Consider the following 21,548-nt stretch of genomic DNA (forward strand, 5'->3'; position numbering starts at 1 on the left):
AGGCGCCTGACCTGTCCAGCGAGAGATTCCCATGCAACTCGATCGACGCCCGGTAGCCTCGCTGTGGATCGGCGACCGGCTGCATTACCTCAACCAGCTGTGCCTCAAGTCGCATCTGCTGCACGGGCATCCGGTGACGTTGTACTGCACCGGCAAGGTGGACAATGCGCCCGAGGGCGTGGAGATCCGCCCGGCGTCCGAGATCATGGACCTGGACATGCAGCTGGTCGAGGATACCTCGGCTTCGTTCCTGTCCAACGTCTTCCGCTACAAGATGATCCGCAAGACCGGCGCGCTGTGGATCGACTGCGACGCCTTCTGCCACAAGCCCTTTCCCGAGGACTGGGATTATGTCTTCGCGGGCCACGGGATGCGCGGCGCGCTGAACTGCGGCGTCGTCGGGCTGCCGCGCGAAGGCCGCCTGATGGACCTGCTGCTGGACTATTACGACAACCTGCCCGCCTATCCGGCCTGGTGGAACAAGAAGCAGCGCAAGCAGATGGACAAGCTGACCGAAAAGGGCGGGCTGTCCCACGCCGCGGCGATCTACAAGACCGAACGCACCGCCTTCGGCCCGCAGGCCTTCACCTGGTTCGCCCAGCAGACCGGCGACATCGACAAGGCCATGACGCCCGACGTGCTGTATCCGGTGCCCTTCCAGTTGAACGACGTGTTCTTCGACCCCCACGGCCGGGTCGAGGGGCATTTCACCGACAACACCGTCTCGGTCCATCTTTACACCAACGGCACCAAGCCCTGGTGGCGGAAGAACCCGCCGCTGGCCAATTCCTATGTCGCGCGCATGTGCGAGCAGGTCGGCATCGACCCGGCGGCAGCGCTGGAGGAATAAGGGCCGGCCCGGGCCTGCCCGGACCATGACGGCGAACAAGGGAGAGCCCGGTGAAGCTTGTCTTTTCGGCGATGAAGGACGAAGGCCCCGACGTTCTCGAGTGGGTCTGCTACCAGCGCGCCGTCGGCTTCGACGAGGTGCTGGTCTACACGAACGACTGCACGGACGGTTCGGACGACCTGCTGGACGCGCTGCAGGCGGCGGGGCTTGTCCACCACCGTCGTCACAGTGTGCTGGGCCAGGATCTCGCGCCGCAGGACGCGGCCGCCCGCCTGATGATCGACGATCCCGTCTATCGGCGCGCAATTTGGGCGCTCTGGGCCGACGCGGACGAGTTCCTGCTGCCCTTGACGGTCGCCGACGTGCCCGCGCTTGTGGCCGCGCTCGAGGATCGCGGCGCCGATGCCATGGCGCTGCCCTGGCGGAACTTCGGCAGTTCGGGCCATGTGGATGTCCCTAAGGGGCTGGTCATCGAAAACTTCAGTAAATCCTCGGCCGAGCTGACGCGGATGGAACGCACCTTCAAGTGCCTGTTCCGCGCCTCGGCCGACATCGAGCAGTTGTTCGCGCACCGGCCCATCTGGCTTGCCGGGGCCAAGGTCCGCATGGTCGCGCAGGACCTGAGCCCGCTGGCCGACGAGGCCGCAGGCCGGATCAAGGAAAACGGCCGCCCGGACGAGCTGCTGCCGCGCGAGATCAAGAAGCGGCCGCGCGTCGCCCAGATCAACCATTACCCGGTCAAGTCCCTGCGGCAGTTCCTGCTGAAGCGGACGCGGCGGTCGGGCCTGGGCAACAAGGGACGCTTCGCCGATGGCTACCTCAACCGCTTCGACATCAACGAGACCGAGCGCACCGAGATCTACCGCTTCGCCCCCGCCGTGCGCGCGATGATGACCGAGGCGCTGGCGGACCCCGCGGTGCAGGAGGCCCACAGCGCGGCCGTCCGGCGGCGGGATGAGCGCGTGGCCCGCACCGATCCCGCGCAGATCTCGCGCGAAGGCTGAGGGGCAAGCGAAATGGAAGGCCCGAGGTGAAGCTGAAGAAGCACGAAAGCCGCCATGGCACGGTCATGGCCGTGTCCATGATGAAGGACGAGGCGCCGTTCCTGCTGGAATGGTTCGCCCATCACCTTGCCGTGGGCTTCACCGACATCCTCGTCTACACCAACGACTGCACCGACGGCACGGTCGAGATGCTGCAGCGGCTGGAGGAACTGGGCCTCGGCTACCATCGCCCCAACGTCATCCCGCAGGGCGTGAAGCCCCAGCCCTCGGCCCTAAACCATGCCCAGAACGAGCCGCTGGTGCAGGACGCCGACTGGGTGATGGTCTTCGACGCCGACGAGTTCCTGTCGATCAACCATCCCTCGGGCCATCTGGACGGGATGCTGGACGACGCGGTGGCAAAGGACGCGAACGGCATCGTCATCACCTGGCGCATCTTCGGCTCGAACGGGGTGGTGGACTGGTCGCGGGCCCCGGTGACGGAACAGTATACCCGCGCCGCGCCGCCCGACTGGAACAAGGGCTGGGGCGTCAAGACGCTGTTCAAGTTCGACCCCGAGTACTGGAAACTCGGCATCCATCGGCCCGCCATCAGGAACAAGCACCTCGAGGACGGCTTCCCCGACACGGTGCGCTGGCTCAACGGCTCGGGCAGGCCGATGGAGGACTACTTCCGCTTCCACGGCTGGCGCTCGATCACGCGCACGATCGGCTATGACTGGGCGCAGATGAACCATTATGCCGTCAAGTCGGTGGACAGCTACGCCCTGCGCAAGTTCCGCGGCAACGTGAACAACAAGGCCGACAAGTACAACGCCGATTACTGGGCGCTGCAGGACCGCAACGAGGTGCCCGACACCCGCATCCTGCGCCACGCGCCTGCCCGCGCGGCGATCATGGCGGACCTGCTGACCGACCCTGTCCTGCGCGAGTTGCACGAGGCCGCACTGGCCCGCGTCGAGGCGCGACTGGCCGAATACCGCCAGTCCGACGCCTACCGCGCCCTGCGCGACGGCCTGATCGAGGCCGGCCGCATCCCGATCTCCAGCGTCGAGGCCAAGCCCCCCAAGACCCGTGACCCCATCCGCATCGCCGAACTGATGGGCCGGGTCCGGCGCCCGAAGGACGGTGTCGAGGAGCGTGCGGCGCCCTCGCCGGCGCCATCCCCCGGCCCTTATGTCATCCCGGTGGACCTCTCCATAGAGCCTGCGGGCGAGATCGAGTGGGTGGAAAACCACGGCGTACTGCTGCCGGGGGATTTCCGCGTCTTCTCGACCGATGCAGTCAAGGCGGTGCTGTCCGGCAAGTTCGACCGCCGCAACGCCCGCAACCTGCCGGGCCAGTTGGCCGGAACGGCGCGGCTTCTGGACCTGGGCGGGGGCCTGGGGTTTCCCGCGATGGTCGCTCTGCGCAACCATCCCCGGCTCGTGGTCATGCTTCAGGAGGAACGTCCCGGCCTTGCCGCCGCCGCGCGCATGGTCCACCGCCGAAACGGATTCGAGGACGGCACGCGCCTCAAGCTCGTGGACGGCCCGCTGCGCCTGTCGTCGGACGGCACCGCCGAGGCCTCGGGCCTTGCCGCCTGCCTGCGCGACTTCCGCCCCGACGCGCTGCGCCTGTCCCACCCCGAAGCGGTCCCGCCCGACCTCCTCGCCGCAATGCCGCTGGAGTCGGTCAGGCGGGTGATTGTTGCGAACGAGGACGAGGAGTTGCGGCTAGCTTTCTCTGCTGCGCTGCTGCCTTCCGGCTTCGAAGACAAGACCTCGGACAACGGCAGCGGAGCGCTGCTGTTCGTGCGCAAGTGATCGGGCAACCGAGGCCGTCCATCAGTGGTGCACTTGTCTGGCGGCAGACCTGATCGCGGCCGCAGCCTTTCTGCCCCGACAACCTCTGTTGTCCTGCAACAGGCGTTCCGCCCTACCCTTCCCCTCTCACCCGCCCGTCAGCACCACGCGCCTTGGACCTGCGTTGATGATGTCCGCTTCCGTCAGGGCGGCCGCGCCGGGCATCGTCACCGTGAGATCGCCCCAGACCAGCGTTGTCTCGTCGCCTGAGCCGCGCAGTTCCAAGGTGGGCGCGCGGTTGGGCGTCTGCAGCAGCGACAGGTCCAGCCTGTCCTCGCCGGGGGTGAAGTCGGCGAAGGTGATGCGTCCGCGCAGGGGCGGCAGGAAGCGATCCGATCCGAGGCCTCCGGTCAGGGTCGTGCCGTCGCCGGTGGCGGTCAGGATGTCGTCGCCCTCGCCTCCGTCCAGCACGCCCGAGCCTTCCATGTGGTCGTTGCCCGGACCTCCGGTCAGGCTGTTCGCCCCTTCGGGATCGATCAGCACGTCGTCGCCTTCGCCGCCGTCCAGATGATCGTCGCCCTGTCCACCGAAGAGCCAGTCGCCGTCCGCGCCGCCCTCGAGGCTGTCCCCACCGTTGCCGCCGTAAAGCAGGTCGGTCATCCTGCCGCCTGTCACGCGGTCGTCTCCTGCCAGCGCATAGACCAGCCCGTGCGGGTTCGAGACGCCTTCGACGACGTGGTCCGTCTCGTCTCCGCGCGAAGGATCGACCGACAGCACCTCGTCCCCTGCCCCGCCCCAATGCTCGGCCGCAGCCTCGGGCGCCTGCGTCTCGTCCCGGACCCATCCCCAATGGGCGAAGGCGGCGGATTCGATCTCGACCCTGTATACGTCCTCGCTGCCGTTCCAGTGCAGCATCTGCGAGGCGCGCCCGATCGGCGGCCACCAGGTCCAGCCGATCCCGTTGTCCGCGAACCAGGGCAGCTTGCGGGCCATGTTGTAGCTTTGCGCTGCCTTGGCGCTCCCTGCGGGGTTCAGCGAGCCTGCCTCGGTGTAAAGCTGGGACTCGGTCACCATGATGTCGTCGCCCGGCTGCGTCAGGGTGCCGATGCGGCGGCAGATCTGGCTGCGGAACATGCCGCCGTCCGGGTCGGGGGTCTTGGCCACCACCCAGCCAGGATACATGTGTGCCGACCAGACCAGCCGGTCGCCCGCGGCCTTCCGGATCTGGTCGTGATCCAAGTGCTCGAACTGCGCCGAGGCGCGCAACCCGCCCACGAACAGGCGCTTGCCGCCCCAGTCGAGCGACCCGATCAGGTCGGCCATGTGACGGCTGTAAAGCGCCCCTGCCTCGGGCTTGTTGCCATAGGCCATGGGCTCGTTGATCAGCTCCCACCCGACCACGGCATCCAGGATCGGGGCGTTCTCGGGACGGCGGAACCAGTCCAGCATCCGCTGCCAGTCCGCCTGCACCTGGTTGATCTTCCACTCGCCCGAGACCTGCGCCAGCGCGTCCGGCGGTCCAAGCTCGACCGGCAGCGCACGCTTGAGCCCGCCCGCCAGGTCGCCGTCCGAGTTCTGGATGACCAGCCCCAAGCCCGCGCGGGCGGCGGTCAGGGCGAAGTCCCGCCATTCCTCGGTCATGCCGGCGTTGTCCACGCTTTCGGCGTTGAAATCGAGGCGCACCACGTTCACCTCGGGAAAGCTTTCGCGCAGGGTCGAGACGAAGCGCCCCGCCCCGCCACCGACCTGCAGGTGGACACCGACGTCCGAGCGCCAGCTGACCATGGATTCCAGCCCGGCCGGCCGATCCTTGCCCTTCTTCGGCGGGTCTATCGTCAGCAGCCGGCCATCCGCCAGACGCGCCGGTTCCCGCGTGACCGGATCCAGCAGCAGGGCGAAGCTGCCGCCGTCCTTGAATTCTTCGGCCAGCGCGGCGTCCTGATCCGACAAGCGCCGGGCCGCACGGGCGTTCATGTTCGACACGAGGAAACCGCGCAGCGCCTCGTCCACGCCGTTTCCGTCGCGGGTCTGCAAGGCAGCAGGGTCGCTGACGACGACCTTGTATTCGGTCGCCATCGAGACGGCGTTCCAGCCCGCCATTCGAGACTGGAACTCAAGCGCGTCGCAATCCATCACAGGTCCTTTCGTGACGCGGAGGGTCAGGCGTCCCCGCTCTCGACCTGGGCCAGAAGGTCAAGGCCAGGCGGGCAGTCGGTGACCACAAGACAGGAGGTCGCGGCAAAGATCATCACCTCGCCCCCCTCGAGCACGCGTTGTTGAACCGGCGCGGGCCAGTCCTTCAGGACATAGCGCTGCTCCTTGTCCCAGCCGGTCAGGGCCACGGTGGCGCCGCGTTCCAGGGTGAAGCGCTTGGCGCCCGGTCCCGCGACGATGCGGTTCGGACCGGGCCCCAGCGTGACGCGATGGGTTCCCGCGCCAAGTTCGATCGTATTGCGGCCGGGGCCCGCGTCGATCTCGGCCCCGCCGTCCGAGACGCGGATGTCGTCGTTGCCGGGTCCGGCGAAGATCCTGCCGCCTCCGCCCAGAAGCTGCAGCACGTCATCGCCGGACCCGCCGATCAGGATGTCGCGCTGCCCCAAGCCTCCGATCAGCGTGTCATTGCCCAAGCCGCCGTGGAACGTGTTGCGCTTGGTTCCCGGCCTGGCCACCGATCTCAGCAGGTCGTCGCCCGCTCCGCCGTGGAAGGTTGCCCCGCCGTACTTAGGGCCCACCATGACATCATCGCCGTTCGAGCCGACGACATGCACCTCGACCCGCTCGGAGGTTTCGAAACGGAAGGGACTCTCTGGATGGGCCACGACGCGGAGGGTCTTGGTGTCGGTGCCGCCCTCCTTGCGGGCCACCACGGTTGCGATCCGGATCTGCTGGATATGGGCAGGCATGTGCAGGACGTAATCGTCGGGTCCCGCCATGTACCAAAGCGTGTCGTAACCGCCCGCGGCGCTTGCCTTGATCTTTGCGGTGTCCGCCCCGTAGGCCCAGTAGTCCGCCCCGCGCGCTCCCCCGGCCAGCACGATCGAGCCGTCCACGGCCATCATCGCGTTGATCCCGTCAGCCGGGTTCTCGGCCCCCGACAGGTCCAGCCCCAGTTCGGCCGCGTTCCGCACCAGTTCGTCCCGCAGGCGGTCCATCGGGGCGCTGTCGGCAAGGTTCGTCGTCTCGCCGGGATCGGCCGCGAGATCGTAGACGTGCTCCTCGCCGTTGGGATAGCGGAAGTAGCGCAGGTGCCGCAGGTCAGGCGCGGCGGGCCGCACCGACAGCGTGCCGAAGACCGAGGTCACGGGCGACTTCGTTTCGTCGAACTGCCCGAAGCTTTCGTCGATCAGCGGCAGAAGGCTCTGCCCCGAGGGCCAGTCAGGACGGCGCGGCAGCCCGGCCAGGTCCATGATCGTCATCGGCAGGTTGTGCAGCGAGATGGGCAGGTCCACGACGCGGCCCTTCTCCATCCGTGGGCTCCATATCCCCAAGGGCACATGGGCCGCGCTGTCCCACTGGCTCATCTTGTGGAAGCTGTCGTGGTTGCCGAGGTTGAAGCCGTTGTCCGACAGGAAGACCACCGTGGTCCGGTCGCCCAGCGGCGAGGCCGCCAGCGCGTCCAGAAACCGGCCGATCTCGTGGTCCACATGGCTGCAGGCGGCGAAATAGGCCCGCACGACCTGCCGCCAAGCCTCGTCACCCGCCTGCTCGGGCGTCCATTGTCCGTTGACGATATAAGCCAGTTCATAGACTGCCATGCCGGGCTGCGGGCCGGTGAAATCCTCGGGCGCTGCGACCGAGGGCCAGACGATCTTCCTGGGATCATACATCTGGTAGAAGCGGTCCGGGCAATCCAGGTTGAAATGCGGATGCCGGAAGCCGAACTGGATCAGGTGCCGCCGGTTCGGATCGGCGCGGTCTAAGTGCTCGATGGCGTTCTGCGCCACGCGGTAGTCGTAGAACCTGTCGTCCTGCGAGCCGTCGTCATTCGGGTGGTTCACGCCATAGACCCCGGGACCCGTCTTGCGCATGTAGCGCTTGATTCCTGTGCGCTTGCGGATGTCGTAGGCGCGCGGCTCCTCGTGGAACAGGATGCGGCGGAAGCGCTCCGGCATGGGGTTGTAATGGCCGTCGGTCTTTCCGGTCGTGAAGTTGTAGAACCCTGCCCGCCGCAGGTCATAGGCCCAAGCCTTTTCCGGCGGCATGATTTCGCGCCACAATCGGTTCAGGTCAACGAGGCCCGAGCGATAGGGAGAAATTCCCGTTGCAACCTCGGCTCTACAGGGCGAGCACAGGGGTACCGTGGCATAGGTATTGGCAAAGCGCACGCCCGCGCCCAGCAGCATGTCGATGTTGGGTGTCTGGATGGTCACGCCGAAGGCGTTCCGCCAGGTGAAGACGTCGATCATGTCGTCCACCCAGATCACGCAGATGTTGTCCTCGCGGATGCTGTCGCGGGTGAATGCCATTGCTCAAACCTCCCACTGGCGGAAACCATCCAGCGCGCCCCGCAGCGCCGCGGCCTCCGCGTCGGACAGGATGTCGAGGCCGGGCCAGAGCCAGACCCCGGCGATGCGTCCTGCGCCCAGCGTCTTGCGCATCCCCCGCCGCAGGCTGCGGTGTCCGACCAGCAGATGCGCAGCGCCCGGGGGGACGCGCAGCCCCTGCGCGCTCGCCTGGCGGCCGTCCTGCGCAAGGGTCAGGCGGCCGTCGGCGCAGGCCAGCACGGTCAGGCGCCAAGGTCCCTGCCCTCGCGGCAGGGTGGCCGAGGCGGTGCCGTCGTCGTCGCGGAAGACCAGCCCCTCCTCGGTGTCAGACAGGTGCAGCGGGTTGCCGCCGCGTTCCGGTCGCACGGCCAGCAGCGCCAGCGCGGGCTCGTCGGCGGCCCAGAGGATCGCGGCCGACCAGCGGCTGGGGTCCGGCACGGCATCGGGCAGGCGGAAGCCCCTGTTCTCGCCCGTGGTCAGGCGCAGCGCGGCGCGGGTGCGATGGGGGGCAAAGACCGGTGCCTCGGCCACGGGTAGCGCGATCGCATCGGGGTCGGTAGCGGCGGGCCAGCCTTCGGGCTGTCCGTCTGCGGCACGCAGCCAGATGCCGCCCACCTCGCGGGTCAGGCGGGAGAGGTCGCGGGATTCACGGTCGGTCAGGGCGGCTTCGGGGACGGAAAAGGGCAGCGTCAGCATGGGCGTCACCGGATCACGAGGCTGCCGGGCAAGGCCCAGCGGCGCAGCGTTCTGCCGCCGCGGTCCAGCGACCATTCATCCCGCAGCGCCCCGCAGGCTGCAGGATGCGCCGTGCCCCGGCCGAGCGCCGGACCACCCACGGCATAGTCCAGCCGCGGCTCGGCCCCACCCTTAGGTTCAAGCGGGCCATCGAGGTAGATCAGGACGCTTTGCGGATCGTCCGGGGCGATCTCGACGCCCGTAATGCCGGCGGTTGTCCGGGCCAGCGCGAAACCCGCGCCGGGACCTGCACCGAAGGGATCGGCGGGGTCGATCACCAGCGGTCCATCGGCCTTGAAGACGGCGCGGACCGTGCGGCCCTCGCGCTCGGCTAGGCACAGCAGCGGACAGGTCCAGGGCTGGCGGCGCAGCAGGCTGTCCAGCGCGGCCGCCTCGATCATGGCGCGCTCGGCCATCGCCTCGGGCGTGGGCTGGCCCAGGTCATCCTGCGCGAACATGTAGGAGGGCGCGACGGGCGTCACGTCATGCAGGCCGGGGCGCAGGAACAGGCGATGCTGGCCCTCGATCGCGGCGCGGTTGCGTTCCGGATCATGCGCCCACCAGGGACCGCAATCGGCCACCATCAGGAAGCGGGGCTGGCCGAGGTCGCGCGAGGGAATGCGCGCGGCGATCAGGTCCAGCCAGCCCAGCGCCTCGGCGTGGAACTGCGTCGCGTCGGTCGGGGCCTGGTCGTGGCCGATCTCGATCCCCACGGCCAGCAGCCGCGCGGGCTTCTCCAGCGCCGAGGCCAGCTTCGCCAGCCGGCGCAACTGGTCCTCGGCCGCGGCGACCGAAGGGTGGTCGGTCGGGGGTAGCGGGCCGGGCGGAAGAAGAACCGGCAGGGCCACGATCAGCGGCAGCGCGCGATGGGCCTGATGGCGCAGCGCCAGCAGCGCGTCGGCCAGCAGGGTGTCCGCGCCCCGGTTGCGCCAGCCGTGGACCAGATGGTCGGGCTCGCCCTCGTCGGGGACATGGCAGGCCATGACGTGATGCGGGAAATCCGGCGCACCGCCGAAGGTCGTCATCCGCCGCCCTGCGCCCAGCGACAGAAGGCCCAGCACCGGCCCCGGCGTTTCGGCGATGATGCCGCCGCCCGAGGCATGGCGGCGATAGCGGCGCGCCCCTTGCGGGCCGGGGCGGTGTGCCAGGAAGCGCAGCCACTCGCCCTCGCGTTGTAGGTCCCAGGCGTCGATGTCGCCCAGCAGGGCCGCGTCCAGCCGTTCGGGCGCCGCCGAGGGGGGCTGCGCGGGGACGGGATCAGGGGCTGCAGCGGGCAGGCCGATGCGTCGGGCGATGTCGCGGATCACGCGGTCGGACAGGCGTAGGACAAGACCGGTATCGTCGGCCTCGATCACCGGGCCATTCTCGGCCGCGATCAGCGTCTGGTTGTGGTCGGGCTCGCGCGTCATGCGAAATCCATGCGGCAAATGCACGGAAAAGGGAAGGGCCGCGGGTCCCTGCGCTGGACTGTGCAACCCCCTGCCTTGCGGCTAGGATCGCATCGCCCGACCCCTGAAGGAGACTGCCCGATGCTGAAGCCCGTCCTGGTCGTCCTGACCCTCGCCCAAGGCGGCGACGCCACGCATCTGGCCCTGACCTCGGCCGAGACGATGCAGGACTGCGCGACCAAGGCGCAAGCGGTGCAGAAGGTACTGGAAGGCGCGGGCCATACCGTGCTGGCTGCCCGCTGCACGGAAACGGACCTGGAGTTCACCCCCTACGGCCACGGCGGCGACAGCGCCGAGCGTCCCCATGCCTGGCGCGTGACCCTGCCCGAAACCGGCGCGGTGATCGAGCCCCTGGCACAGGGCGAGGGTTGCACCCCCGCCCCGGACGGCACGCTGGCCGTCCATTGCGCCCGGTCGGCGCAGGGCGTGGTCGAGTAAGCCCCCTGCCTCAGTCGGTCTGGACGGGGGACTCGATGTCCTCGCCCTGAGCCTGCTCGATGGCGCGCCAGCGGGCGACGTTGGCGTTGTGCTCTTCCAGCGTGCGGGCGAAGGCGTGCCCGCCGCTGCCGTCGGCCACGAAATACAGGAAGTCGCTGTCCTCGGGGTTCAGCGCCGCCTGGATCGCCGCCCGGCCGGGGTTGGCGATGGGCGTCGGCGGAAGCCCGTCGATTTGGTAGGTATTGTAGGGCGTGCGCCGCTGCAGTTCCGACCGGCGCAGGCCCCGGTCCAGCACCTCGCGCCCGTTCGTCACCCCATAGATCACGGTCGGGTCGGTCTGAAGCCGCATCCCTTCGCGCAGGCGGTTGACAAAGACGGCGGCGACACGGGCCCGCTCTTCGGGGACGCCGGTTTCCTTTTCCACAATCGAGGCCATGGTCAGCGCCTCTTCCGGCGTCTGGTAGGGCAGCCCGAAGGGACGGCCCTCCCAGGCAGCGGCGAGAATCGCGTCCTGCGCCACGCGCATCCGGTCGATCAGCTCGCGCCGGCTGCCGCCCCGGTTGACCTCGTAGGTGTCGGGGGCAAGCGTCCCTTCGGGCGGCACCGGCCCGACGGAGCCTTCCAGGAAAGGCGCCTGCCTGACGGCCTCGACCACCTGCCAGGCGGTCGTGCCCTCGGCCACGGCCACGCGCAGCCGCGCGCCGGGCTTGGCGACGGCCTGCACAATCGCCTCGGGCGCCTCGCCCACGGAGGGATCGTGGCGGATGCGGTCCTCGTAGCGGCCGTTTTTCGGGTTCAGGTCGCGCAGGACCAGCGCGTTGTCGCGCACACCCACGCGGAAGATGACCTCGGTCCCGCAGGTCGAAGGCCCGCCCGCCGTGATCGTGTCCACCACCTCGGCCATGCTGGCGCGGGGCGGGACGAGGTAGCTTCCGAACTTGAGCTGCCCGGCCTTGCCGGCGTAATCCGCCCCCGTCCGCAGGATGTAGGGCGAGGTGATGACGCCCTGCGCCTCGAGCTGCTTGCTGACTTCGTTCAGCCGCGCGCCCTGCGGGATTTCCACGCATTGCGCGACGGCGCTGGGGCCGGGGGCGTTATACTGGTTGCGCCCCCAGGCGACCGCGACCGCCACTGCCACCAGAAGGACGATCAGCAGCGTCAGGAAGTTCGAGGCGATGGCCCGCCACATCAGCCCCGGACCTTGCCCACGACCAGGCTGGCATTGGTGCCGCCGAAACCGAAGCTGTTGGACAGCGCCACGTCGATCTTGCGGCGCACGGCGGCGTTCGCGGCCAGGTCGATGGGCGTCGCGCGCGCGGGCTCGTCCAGGTTGATGGTCGGCGGCGCGACCTGGTCGCGGATGGCGAGAATGCAGAAGATCGCCTCGACCGCGCCCGCGGCCCCCAGCAGGTGCCCGATCGACGACTTGGTGGACGACATCGTGACATTGCCCGCGTGATCGCCCAGCAGCCGTTCCACCGCGCCCAGTTCGATCACGTCCGCCATGGTCGAGGTGCCATGCGCGTTGATGTAGTCGATGGCGGAGGCTTCGAGCCCCGCGCGCTTCAGCGCGGCCGTCATCGACCGGAAGCCGCCGTCGCCGTCTTCCGAGGGCGCGGTGATGTGGTAGGCGTCGCCCGAGAGCCCATAGCCCAGCACCTCGGCGTAGATCTTCGCGCCGCGCGCCTTGGCGTGTTCGTATTCCTCAAGCACCAGGACGCCCGCGCCCTCGCCCATGACGAAGCCGTCGCGGTCGGCGTCCCAGGGGCGGCTGGCCGCCTTGGGATCGTTGTCGCGCTTGGTGGACAGCGCCTTGCAGGCGTTGAAGCCCGCAATGCCGATTTCCGAGATCGGCGCCTCGGCCCCGCCCGCCACCATCACGTCGGCGTCGCCCGCGGCAATCAGCCGGGCGGCGTCCCCGATGGCGTGCGCCCCGGTGGAACAGGCCGTCACGACGGCATGGTTCGGCCCCTTGAAGCCGAAGCGGATCGAGACCTGCCCCGAGACGAGGTTGATCAGCGAGCCGGGGATGAAGAAGGGCGACACCCGCTTGGGCCCGCGTTCCCTGATCAGCACCGCCGTCTCGGCGATGGTGGTCAGCCCGCCGATGCCCGAGCCGATCATGACGCCCGTGCGCTCGCGCTGTTCGTCGCTTTCAGGTTCCCAGCCCGAATCCTTCACGGCCTGCTCGGCCGCGGCCATGCCGTACAGGATGAAGTCGTCCACCTTGCGGCGGTCCTTGGCGTCCATCCAGTCGTCGGGGTTGAAGCTGCCCTCCGAGCCGTCGCCGAAGGGAATCTCGCAGGCGTATTTCGTCACCACGTTCGAGGCGTCGAAGCGCGTGATCGGGCCGGCCCCCGACTGCCCGTCCAGCAGTCGCGACCAGGTTTCCTCGACCCCGCACGCCAGCGGCGTGACCATCCCAAGCCCGGTGACGACGACCCTGCGCATCGATGTTCCTTCCCAACGGTTGAACGGTCGCTCAATACACGCGCCCCTTGTGCCGCGCAACGCAAGCCGCAGGCAGCCGGGCGTCCTTTCGCCAATACATCGCCAGGCTTGCGTTTTTCGGAACTTTGCCCCCGTTGCCTTGTTGAACGCCCGTCAATCCGGCCTATTCTGCGCAGCCATGCGGGGCCGGCCCGCCGATCAACCGAACGACCGAAGGCCCGTCTTCGCGTCCGACAAGGGAGCCGCACGATGAGCACCGAAATCCAGGCCCGGGCCGAGGCCGCCTTGCCGGAACTGCAGGCCGTCACCTCGGTCGTCCTGCCCGAACCGGCCGGAGAGGTCGTTCCGCTGGACCGCGCCGATACGCCCGTGGCCGAGGAAATCCGCCGCCGCATGGACGAGATCGACCTGAAGGACACGGCCTCGATCGTGCACTTCGGATCGCGCGCCCAAGCGGGGTTGCAGGAAATCAGCCAAGCGATGCTGGCTGACGTCAAGAACAAGGACATCGGCCCGGCGGGCGACAGCCTGCGCGAGATCGTCTCCACCATCCGCGGCTTCTCCGTGTCCGAACTGGACGTGCGGCGCGAACGCAGCTGGTGGGAAAAGCTGCTGGGCCGCGCCGCGCCCTTCGCCAAGTTCGTCGCGAACTATGAACAGGTGCAGGGGCAGATCGACAAGATCACGGCCGATCTGGAACAGCACCAGCATACGCTGCTGAAGGATATCAAGTCGCTGGACGTGCTGTACGAACGCACGCTCGACTTCTACGACGAGCTTGCGCTGTATATCGCTGCAGGCGAAGGGAAGCTGCGCGAACTGGACAGCAGCATCATTCCCGCCAAGGAAGCCGAGGTGCAGGGCTCGGCCAATGACGGCGACATCATCGAGGCGCAGGAACTGCGCGACCTGCGCGCCATGCGCGACGACCTGGAACGCCGGGTCCATGATCTCAAGCTGACGCGGCAGGTGACGATGCAGTCGCTGCCTTCGATCCGGCTGGTGCAGGAAAACGACAAGTCGCTGGTGACGAAGATCAGCTCGACCCTGGTGAACACCGTGCCGCTGTGGGAAACCCAGCTCGCGCAGGCGGTGACGATCCAGCGGTCGTCGCAGGCCGCCGCCGCCGTGAAGCAGGCCACCGACCTGACCAACGACCTTCTGACGGCGAATGCGAAGAACCTGCGCGACGCCAACGCCCGCATCCGCACGGAAATGGAGCGCGGCGTCTTCGACATCGAATCGGTCCGCACCGCCAATGCCGAACTGATCGCCACCATCGAGGACTCGCTTCGCATCGCCGACGAGGGCAAGGCCCGCCGCGCCGCCGCCGAGATGGACCTGCAGAAGATGGAGGCCGAGCTGCGCCAGACGTTGTCCGCCTCGCGCGCGCGCACCCAGGCCCCCGTGTCGATGGGCGCCGCGACCGTCACCCCCGGGGCCTGAGGGCCCCTTGCCAAGACCGGACCCTTGCCGTGACCGACCGTCTCCGCGCCGCTTGCGCCGCCCCTTCCTGGGGGCGGCGTCTGTCCATTCCGGCCCTGCTGGCGCTTGCCGCCTGCTCGGCCCAGCCGACGGCCCCCACGGTGCCCCCACCTGCGCCCGCCGCGCGTCCCGACGTGGTCCCGGCTCCCTCGCCCCGGCCCGAGACGCTGCAGGAACGCCTGCGCCGCGAGCGCGCCGAAGCTGCGCAGGCCGCCGCCCCGACCGCCCCGGGCCCGGCCAGCGCCACGATGGCGCAGTACCTGTCCGGCGTGCAGGACAGCCTGCTGTCGCGCGGCCTGCTGCGCGGCGATTCCGGCGAGACACCCGGCGCCGACCGCTTGGCCGAGGACTTTATCCAGATCGCGCTGCGCGACGAATATGTCATGCAGGGCGGCCGTCTTGTTCCGCAGGCCCATGCCGCGCCCCTTCGCCGCTGGGAACGCCCCGTGCGCATCTCGGTCGTCTTCGGCGATTCGGTCCCGCCCGCGACCCGCACCCGCGACCGCGGCTTGGTGGCGGATTTTGCCGACCGCCTGCAGCGCGTGACCGGCCACCCTGTCGGCCTGACCGGCGAGGGCGGCAACTTCGTCGTGATGATCCTGAACGAGGACGAGCGCCGTACTATCGGTCCCCGCCTTGCCGCCGCCATCCCCGGCATCCCCTCTGCCGATGTCAGCGCGATCGAGCGGCTGGCGCCCCAGAACTATTGCACCGTCTTCGCCTATTCTCCCGGGGCAGGCGCGGCCTATTCCAACGCCGTTGCCGTGATCCGGGCCGAACTGCCAGACCGCCTGCGCCTCAGCTGCATCCACGAGGAACTGGCCCAGGGCATGGGTCTTGCCAACGACAGCCCCGACGCGCGCCCCTCGATCTTCAACGACGACGAGGAATTCGCCTTCCTCACCCCCCATGACGAGCGCCTGCTGAAGATGCTCTACGACCCCCGCCTGCGCCCCGGCATGACCGAGGCCGAGGTCCGCCCCGTCGTCGCCCGCATCGCCGCCGAGCTTGCGGCGGGACCGGAACCCGCGCCCCTGCCCGGCGCTTGATGCGGCAAGCACAAGGAGGAAACCATGGTCCTCGACTTCCTGACCGGCGAGTTCATCGATGTCATCGAATGGGTGGACGACACCCGCGACACGATGGTCTGGCGCTATGAGACACGCGGCCGTGCGATCAAGTACGGCGCCAAGCTGACCGTGCGCGAGGGCCAGGCGGCCGTCTTCGTCCACGAGGGCCAGCTGGCCGACACCTTCGGTCCCGGCCTCTACATGCTGGAAACGAACAACATGCCGGTGCTGACGCGGCTTCAGCACTGGCACCACGGCTTCCGCAGCCCGTTCAAGTCGGAAATCTACTTCGTCAACACGACGCGCTTCAACAACCTGAAATGGGGCACCCGCAACCCCATCATCGCCCGTGACCCGGAATTCGGCCCCGTCCGCCTTCGCGCCTTCGGCACCTATTCGATGCGGGTGACCGACCCCGCCCGCTTCATGTCCGAGATCGTGGGCACCGATGGCGAGTTCACCGCCGACGAGATCAGCTACCAGCTCCGCAACGTGATCGTGCAGGAATTCTCGCGCGTGATCGCCTCGTCGGGCATCCCGGTCCTCGACATGGCCGCGAACACCCAGGACCTCGGCAAGATCGTGGCCACCGCCATCGAGCCCACGGTCGCCCAGTACGGCCTCACGACGCCCGAGTTCTACATCGAGAACATCAGCCTGCCCGACGAGGTCGAGCGGATGCTCGACAAGCGCACCTCGATGGGGATCGTGGGCGACCTCAGCCGCTTCGGCCATTACGCGCAGGCGGAATCGATGCTGAACGCCTCGACCCGCGACGGCGGCATGGGTGCGGGCATCGGGGCCGGGATGGGCGCGGCCCTCGGCATGGGCATGGCCGGCGGCGTGCTGCGCGGCCCTTGGGGCCCAGCCTCGCCGCAGCCGCCGCAGGTTCCCGCGCAGCAGCCCAACATGATCGCGCCTCCGCCGATCCCGTCCGAAACGGTCTGGCACGTGGCGCTGGATGGCCAGCCCAGCGGCCCCTATGGCAAGGCCGATCTCGGGCGCTTGATGAACGAGGGCCGCTTCACCCGCGACACGCTGGTCTGGACCCCCGGCCAGGACGGCTGGAAGGAAGCCGACGAGGTTCCCGCCCTCGCCCAGCTCTTCACCATGCTGCCCCCGCCCCTGCCGCAGAAATAACACAGCCGTTTCTTCTTTGCCCAAATATCCCGGGGGTCCGGGGGCAGGCCCCCGGTCCGACGGCTCCACCAGGCGGGACGCCCGATGCCCACACTGCAGATCGAACACCGCTATCCCTGTGAAAGCTGCGGCGGCAGCCTGCAGTTCGCGCCGGGCCAGGACGCGCTGGTCTGCCCCTATTGTGGCCACCTGCAACGCATCTCGCCCGGGGCTGCCAGCGCCCCCGCCCGCCAACCGGAAGAGCGCGACCTTCTCTTGCGCGACCCGGCCACCGGCCGCGCGATCCAGTGGGACGCGGGCCACAAGTCGCCCCAGCTGGAAGAAATCCCGCTCGAACAGGGCCTCAGCCTCGATGTCCGCAGCGACCTGACCGAAACCGTCCGCACCCTCTCCTGCCCGAATTGCGGCGCGAAGATCGAGCGCGGCACCGACACCCATGCCGGCACCTGCCCCTTCTGCGCGACCCCCGTCGTCACCGACACCGGCACCACGCGGCTGATCAAGCCGCAGGGCGTCCTGCCGTTTGTCCTCACCGAGGCCCAGGCGCGGGATGCGCTGGACGCCTGGCTCAAGGGCCTCTGGTTCGCGCCCAACGGCCTTCAGCAATACGCGCGCAAGTCGCGGCGGATGCAGGGCGTCTATTCGCCCTTCTGGACCTTCGACGCCGACACCCGCACTGCCTATCTCGGGATGCGGGGCGATCATTACTACGAAACCGTCTATGTCATGCAGGAGGTCAACGGCCGGATGCAGCGCGTGGCCCAGCAGGTCCTGCGCACCCGCTGGACCCCGGCCGCGGGCCGGGTCGCGCGGTCTTTCAACGACGTGCTGGTGCTGGCCTCGACCTCACTGCCCCGCCGCTATACGGACGCGCTGGCCCCCTGGGACCTGTCGCATCTTGCGGCCTACGACCCGCGCTACCTGTCGGGCTTCCAGGCCGAGGGCTACACGGTCCCCCTTGCCGACGGTCACACCATTGCCCGGCAGGAGATGGCGGGCGTGATCGCCATGGACGTGCGCCGCGACATCGGCGGCGACGTCCAGCAGATCCAGGCCATGGACACGGCGCACAGCAACGAGACCTTCAAGCACATCCTGCTGCCGGTCTGGCTCGCCGCCTACAAGTACAACGGGAAAAGCTACCGCTTCGTCGTCAACGGCCAGTCGGGCCGGGTGCAGGGCGACCGGCCCTGGTCGGTCTGGAAGATTGCCATAGCCGTCATTCTGGCGCTGATCGTGGCGGCAATCCTGCTGATGGCATCAGAAGGCGGCAACATCCGCATTGGGGCCGCCGAAACGCCGGCCATCGAGTTGCCCGTTCTGCGCGCCTCCTTCCACGATCCGCCCCCTGTGATCCTCGCGAGCCCGGATGCGCGGCCGCTTCTCCTGCTGACCTCGGCAACGTATCACGCCTGAAGGCAGCATCAGGGAGGGGCCGATGATCCTCTGCGCGGGCGAAGCACTGATCGACTTGGTCCCGGAACCGGACGGCAGCCTCAGGCCGCTGGCCGGCGGCGCCGTCTACAACACCGCCGTCGCGCTGGGCCGCCTCGGCACAAGCGCGGCCTTCCTCTGGCCCCTGTCCCGCGACGGCTTCTCCGACCTGCTGCTTCGGCCTTTAGTAGAAGCTGGCGTGGACACCTCCGGCTGCCCCCGAACCGACCGGCCGACGACCCTCGCCATCGTCAGCCTTGCGGGCGGAGAGGCCCGCTATTCCTTCTATGACGAGGGCTCGGCGGGCCGGATGTTCGCCACGGACGACCTGCCGCCCCTGCCGTCCGGCTTGCAGGCGCTGTTCATCGGCGGCATCAGCCTCGTCCCGGACCCTTGCGGCGCGACCGTCGAAACGCTGGCCTCCCGCGCCGCAGCCCAAGGCATTCCGGTCATGCTCGACCCGAACGTGCGGCCTTTCTTCATCGCCGACGAGGCCGCCTATCGCGCCCGGCTCGACCGGCTGCTGGGCCTCACCACCATCGTCAAGCTGTCGGCTGACGACTGCGCCTGGCTCTGGCCCGGGGGGGACCGCGAAACAATCGCCCGCGATCTCATCTCCAAGGGCCCCCGCCTCGTCCTGCTGACCAGCGGCGCGGATGGCGTTCTCGCCCTCACCCCGCGCCACCGAATTGAGGCTCCCGCTGTCCAAGTCGCCGTGGCCGACACCATCGGCGCAGGCGACACCTTCAACGCAGGCCTGCTCGATGCGCTCTCCCGCGCAGGCGCCCTGAACCGGCTGGACGACCTCGACGAACCGACCCTCGCCGCCGCACTGGCCTCCGCCAGCCGCGCCGCAGCCGTCACCGTCTCGCGCCCCGGCGCAGACCCACCCTGGCGACACGAGCTCGCCTGAACTTCTTCTTCGCTCAAATATCCCGGGGGAGCCGCAAAGCGGCGGGGGCAGAGCCCCCTAAACGCATGGTGCGGGGGCGCAAGCCCCCTCCGCTTCAGCTCTCCAGCGCCGCCGCCGCGCGGTCCAGCCGGGCCACTGCGTCGCCGATCTCCTCGTCGGAAATGTTCAGCGGCGGCAGCAGCCGGACGACGTTGTCGGCGGCGGGCACCGTCAGCAGGTGCTCGTCATAGGCGGCGCTGACCAATTCGGTCGGCGCGACCTTGCAGCGCAGGCCCAGCATCAGCCCGATGCCGCGCACGCCCTCGAACACCTCAGGGTGCGCCGCGACCAGCCCTTCCAGCTTCTGGCGGAACAGAGCGCCCTTTCGGTTGACCTCGGCCAGGAATGCCTCGTCCGCGACGATCTCCATCACGCGCGTGCCGACTGCGCAGGCCAGAGGGTTGCCGCCATAGGTCGAGCCATGCGAACCGACCCCCATTCCGCTGGCCACCTCGGCCGTCGCCAGCACCGCGCCCAGCGGGAAGCCGCCGCCGATACCCTTGGCGACCATCATGATGTCCGGCGTCACGCCCGCCCATTCATGGGCGAACAGCCGCCCTGTCCGGCCCATGCCGCATTGCACCTCGTCCAGCACCAGCAGCGCCCCGACCTTGTCGCACAAAGCGCGGACCTTCCGCAGGTCCGCGTCGGCCATCGGGCGGATTCCGCCCTCGCCCTGAACCGGCTCCATCATCACCGCCGCCGTCTGGTCCGAGATCGCGGCCTCCAGTGCCTCAAGATCGCCCCAGGGCAGCGTGCGGAAGCCCGGCATCAGCGGGCCGTAGCCCTTGGTCATCTTTTCGGACCCTGCCGCCGCGATGGCGCCGGTGGACCGCCCGTGGAAGGCACCCTCGAAGGTCAGGATCTCGATGCGGTCGGGCTGGCCCTTCTCGGACCAGTATTTGCGGACCATCTTGATCGCCAGTTCCGCCGCCTCGGTGCCCGAGTTCGTCACGAAGACCGTGTCCGCGAAAGTCCGGTCCACCAGCAGTTCAGCCAGCCGCTGCTGTTGCGGGATCTGGTACAGGTTGGACACGTGCCAGATCCTGCCCGCCTGCTCGGTCAATGCGGCGACCAGTTCCGGATTCGCATGGCCCAGCGCATTGACCGCGATGCCTGCGCCCAGATCGAGGTATCGGGTGCCGTCCGCGGCGATGGCCCAGGCGCCCTCGCCCCGCTCAAAGGAAAGGGGCGCGCGGTTGTAGGTCGGCAGGACGGCGTCGATCATGGGTCGGTCCTTGGCTGAGGGTGGAAGGCGGACGAACGGACAGCCCCCGGCGGGCGGGGGCGAGGCAGGACGCATCAGCGTCGGAAGCCGGGGCGAATCGTCGTCATGGTTCGCAGCGTTACCAAGCGCCGCCGCCGCCTTCAACGCCGCGTCACGCCTTCATGCGGAAACCGGTGCGCAGCCACCACCAGGCGAGCATATTGACCGCGATCACCGTCAGCAGGCAGACGGCCAGCCCCCGCGCGACCGGCGCGTCGCTGACGCCTGCGAAGCCATAGCGGGCGCCGTCGATCAGGTAGAAGATCGGGTTCCAGTGCGACAGTGTACGGAAGGGCTCGGGCAGGGCCTGAACGGAATAGAAGGTGCCCGACAGGAAGGACAGCGGCGTCACGACAAAGTTCGTCAGCGCAGCCATCTGGTCGAACTTCTGCGCAATGATCCCGCCCAGAATGCCCAGGCCTCCCAACATCAGCGCGCCCAGGAGGATGAAGCCCAGCGCCAGCAGCGGATGGACGGCGACATGCCCCACCAGCAGCGCCAGCCCGGTCCCGATCACCACGGCGACCAGCAGCGACCGCGCGAGGCTGCCGACGAGATAGCCCGCCAGGATCTCGGCCGCGGACAGCGGCGGCATCAGCGTGTCCACGATGTTGCCCTGCATCTTCGACGAGATGATCGAGGACGAGCTGTTGGCGAATGCCGTCTGGATCACCGTCATCATCAGGATGCCGGGACCCAGGAACTCGACAAAGGGCAGGCCCATGACCTCGCCCCGGCCGCGGCCCAGCGCCACGACGAAGACCACGACGAACAGCCCCGCCGTCATCAGGGGCGCCAGCACCGTCTGCTGCCAGACGGTCATGAAGCGCCGGATCTCGCGCGCGGCCAGCGTCGCCGTTCCCAGCCAGTTGACACGGCCGAAGCGGCGGATGGGCATGGCCCCATAGTCGGCTGATGTCGGGCGGGTCATGGGTGATCCTTGAAACTGCGGGCGCGGGGCGCTATTTCCGGGCATTCCCGGTTAGAACCGCGCCGCGCGGCTTGT

Annotated in this window: 17 protein-coding genes; 9 read left to right on the forward strand and 8 right to left on the reverse strand. The window is 68.8% G+C overall.

What is annotated here, in order from left to right:
• Positions 1-31 precede the first annotated feature (31 nt).
• From BLQ03_RS08615 to BLQ03_RS08625, 3 genes are read left to right on the forward strand one after another with little or no spacing between them, the layout of a single operon-like run.
• Positions 32-850, forward strand: a complete 819-nt coding sequence (locus tag BLQ03_RS08615) for a hypothetical protein (RefSeq protein WP_090754904.1) — start codon at positions 32-34, stop codon at positions 848-850.
• A 50-nt stretch (positions 851-900) separates the two neighbouring features.
• Positions 901-1,854 (forward strand): glycosyltransferase family 2 protein, encoded by a 954-nt coding sequence (locus BLQ03_RS08620; protein WP_090754906.1) that lies wholly within the window; start codon positions 901-903, stop codon positions 1,852-1,854.
• Positions 1,855-1,880: 26 nt separating this feature from the next.
• Entirely contained in the window at positions 1,881-3,659 is a 1,779-nt protein-coding gene (locus tag BLQ03_RS08625) for a glycosyltransferase family 2 protein (protein ID WP_245688774.1), read from the forward strand.
• A gap of 126 nt (positions 3,660-3,785) precedes the next feature.
• On the opposite strand, the gene BLQ03_RS08630 is transcribed toward BLQ03_RS08625, so the two are convergent.
• From BLQ03_RS08630 to BLQ03_RS08645, 4 genes are read right to left on the reverse strand one after another with little or no spacing between them, the layout of a single operon-like run.
• Positions 3,786-5,771, reverse strand: a complete 1,986-nt coding sequence (locus BLQ03_RS08630; RefSeq protein WP_090754908.1) for a calcium-binding protein — start codon at positions 5,769-5,771, stop codon at positions 3,786-3,788.
• Positions 5,772-5,797: 26 nt separating this feature from the next.
• Positions 5,798-8,104 carry a sulfatase-like hydrolase/transferase gene (locus BLQ03_RS08635; protein WP_090754910.1) on the reverse strand — a complete coding sequence of 769 codons (2,307 nt, stop codon included), beginning with the start codon at positions 8,102-8,104 and terminating at the stop codon, positions 5,798-5,800.
• Positions 8,105-8,107: 3 nt separating this feature from the next.
• Positions 8,108-8,893 carry a hypothetical protein gene (locus BLQ03_RS08640; RefSeq protein WP_090754912.1) on the reverse strand — a complete coding sequence of 262 codons (786 nt, stop codon included), beginning with the start codon at positions 8,891-8,893 and terminating at the stop codon, positions 8,108-8,110.
• Positions 8,824-10,266 carry a hypothetical protein gene (locus tag BLQ03_RS08645; protein WP_090754914.1) on the reverse strand — a complete coding sequence of 481 codons (1,443 nt, stop codon included), beginning with the start codon at positions 10,264-10,266 and terminating at the stop codon, positions 8,824-8,826. The genes BLQ03_RS08640 and BLQ03_RS08645 overlap by 70 nt, the downstream gene beginning before the upstream one ends.
• 120 nt (positions 10,267-10,386) lie before the next feature.
• On the opposite strand from BLQ03_RS08645, the gene BLQ03_RS08650 reads away from it, so the two are divergent.
• A complete protein-coding gene (locus tag BLQ03_RS08650; RefSeq protein WP_090754915.1) occupies positions 10,387-10,743 on the forward strand; it encodes a hypothetical protein in 357 nt (118 codons plus the stop codon).
• Positions 10,744-10,753: 10 nt separating this feature from the next.
• Here BLQ03_RS08650 and mltG read toward each other — a convergent pair whose 3' ends face one another.
• Both mltG and fabF read right to left on the reverse strand, forming a co-directional pair.
• Positions 10,754-11,932, reverse strand: a complete 1,179-nt coding sequence (mltG, locus tag BLQ03_RS08655; RefSeq protein ID WP_090754918.1) for an endolytic transglycosylase MltG — start codon at positions 11,930-11,932, stop codon at positions 10,754-10,756.
• A complete protein-coding gene (fabF, locus tag BLQ03_RS08660) occupies positions 11,932-13,194 on the reverse strand; it encodes a beta-ketoacyl-ACP synthase II (RefSeq protein ID WP_090754920.1) in 1,263 nt (420 codons plus the stop codon). The genes mltG and fabF overlap by 1 nt, the downstream gene beginning before the upstream one ends.
• A 249-nt stretch (positions 13,195-13,443) precedes the next feature.
• On the opposite strand from fabF, the gene BLQ03_RS08665 reads away from it, so the two are divergent.
• The 5 genes from BLQ03_RS08665 (at position 13,444) to BLQ03_RS08685 (ending at position 19,236) form a co-directional block, all read left to right on the forward strand.
• Positions 13,444-14,640 (forward strand): toxic anion resistance protein, encoded by a 1,197-nt coding sequence (locus BLQ03_RS08665; protein ID WP_090754922.1) that lies wholly within the window; start codon positions 13,444-13,446, stop codon positions 14,638-14,640.
• 80 nt (positions 14,641-14,720) lie between these two features.
• The gene (locus BLQ03_RS08670; protein ID WP_090755212.1) at positions 14,721-15,728 is read left to right on the forward strand and encodes a DUF2927 domain-containing protein; all 1,008 of its coding nucleotides are present in this window, start codon (positions 14,721-14,723) and stop codon (positions 15,726-15,728) included.
• A 24-nt stretch (positions 15,729-15,752) separates the two neighbouring features.
• Entirely contained in the window at positions 15,753-16,889 is a 1,137-nt protein-coding gene (locus BLQ03_RS08675; protein WP_090754924.1) for an SPFH domain-containing protein, read from the forward strand.
• A gap of 84 nt (positions 16,890-16,973) precedes the next feature.
• Positions 16,974-18,305 (forward strand): TFIIB-type zinc ribbon-containing protein, encoded by a 1,332-nt coding sequence (locus BLQ03_RS08680; protein ID WP_245688777.1) that lies wholly within the window; start codon positions 16,974-16,976, stop codon positions 18,303-18,305.
• A gap of 22 nt (positions 18,306-18,327) precedes the next feature.
• Positions 18,328-19,236 carry a carbohydrate kinase family protein gene (locus BLQ03_RS08685; protein WP_090754926.1) on the forward strand — a complete coding sequence of 303 codons (909 nt, stop codon included), beginning with the start codon at positions 18,328-18,330 and terminating at the stop codon, positions 19,234-19,236.
• Between the two features lie 94 nt (positions 19,237-19,330).
• On the opposite strand, the gene BLQ03_RS08690 is transcribed toward BLQ03_RS08685, so the two are convergent.
• Entirely contained in the window at positions 19,331-20,503 is a 1,173-nt protein-coding gene (locus BLQ03_RS08690; RefSeq protein ID WP_090754928.1) for an aspartate aminotransferase family protein, read from the reverse strand.
• A 151-nt stretch (positions 20,504-20,654) separates the two neighbouring features.
• The gene (locus BLQ03_RS08695) at positions 20,655-21,473 is read right to left on the reverse strand and encodes an ABC transporter permease (protein WP_245688778.1); all 819 of its coding nucleotides are present in this window, start codon (positions 21,471-21,473) and stop codon (positions 20,655-20,657) included.
• Positions 21,474-21,548: the final 75 nt, after the last annotated feature.

The organism is Paracoccus chinensis, assembly GCF_900102885.1.
Lineage (GTDB): Bacteria > Pseudomonadota > Alphaproteobacteria > Rhodobacterales > Rhodobacteraceae > Paracoccus > Paracoccus chinensis.

Excerpts from the sequence above, each read along its gene's own strand:
- mltG (WP_090754918.1), bottom strand. The coding sequence starts at position 11,932 with ATGTGGCGGGCCATCGCCTCGAACTTCCTGACGCTGCTGATCGTCCTT.
- BLQ03_RS08615 (WP_090754904.1), top strand. The coding sequence starts at position 32 with ATGCAACTCGATCGACGCCCGGTAGCCTCGCTGTGGATCGGCGACCGG.
- fabF (WP_090754920.1), bottom strand. The coding sequence starts at position 13,194 with ATGCGCAGGGTCGTCGTCACCGGGCTTGGGATGGTCACGCCGCTGGCG.
- BLQ03_RS08675 (WP_090754924.1), top strand. The coding sequence starts at position 15,753 with ATGGTCCTCGACTTCCTGACCGGCGAGTTCATCGATGTCATCGAATGG.
- BLQ03_RS08695 (WP_245688778.1), bottom strand. The coding sequence starts at position 21,473 with ATGACCCGCCCGACATCAGCCGACTATGGGGCCATGCCCATCCGCCGC.
- BLQ03_RS08635 (WP_090754910.1), bottom strand. The coding sequence starts at position 8,104 with ATGGCATTCACCCGCGACAGCATCCGCGAGGACAACATCTGCGTGATC.
- BLQ03_RS08690 (WP_090754928.1), bottom strand. The coding sequence starts at position 20,503 with ATGATCGACGCCGTCCTGCCGACCTACAACCGCGCGCCCCTTTCCTTT.
- BLQ03_RS08650 (WP_090754915.1), top strand. The coding sequence starts at position 10,387 with ATGCTGAAGCCCGTCCTGGTCGTCCTGACCCTCGCCCAAGGCGGCGAC.
- BLQ03_RS08630 (WP_090754908.1), bottom strand. The coding sequence starts at position 5,771 with ATGGATTGCGACGCGCTTGAGTTCCAGTCTCGAATGGCGGGCTGGAAC.
- BLQ03_RS08645 (WP_090754914.1), bottom strand. The coding sequence starts at position 10,266 with ATGACGCGCGAGCCCGACCACAACCAGACGCTGATCGCGGCCGAGAAT.
- BLQ03_RS08685 (WP_090754926.1), top strand. The coding sequence starts at position 18,328 with ATGATCCTCTGCGCGGGCGAAGCACTGATCGACTTGGTCCCGGAACCG.
- BLQ03_RS08640 (WP_090754912.1), bottom strand. The coding sequence starts at position 8,893 with ATGGTCGCTGGACCGCGGCGGCAGAACGCTGCGCCGCTGGGCCTTGCC.
- BLQ03_RS08665 (WP_090754922.1), top strand. The coding sequence starts at position 13,444 with ATGAGCACCGAAATCCAGGCCCGGGCCGAGGCCGCCTTGCCGGAACTG.
- BLQ03_RS08680 (WP_245688777.1), top strand. The coding sequence starts at position 16,974 with ATGCCCACACTGCAGATCGAACACCGCTATCCCTGTGAAAGCTGCGGC.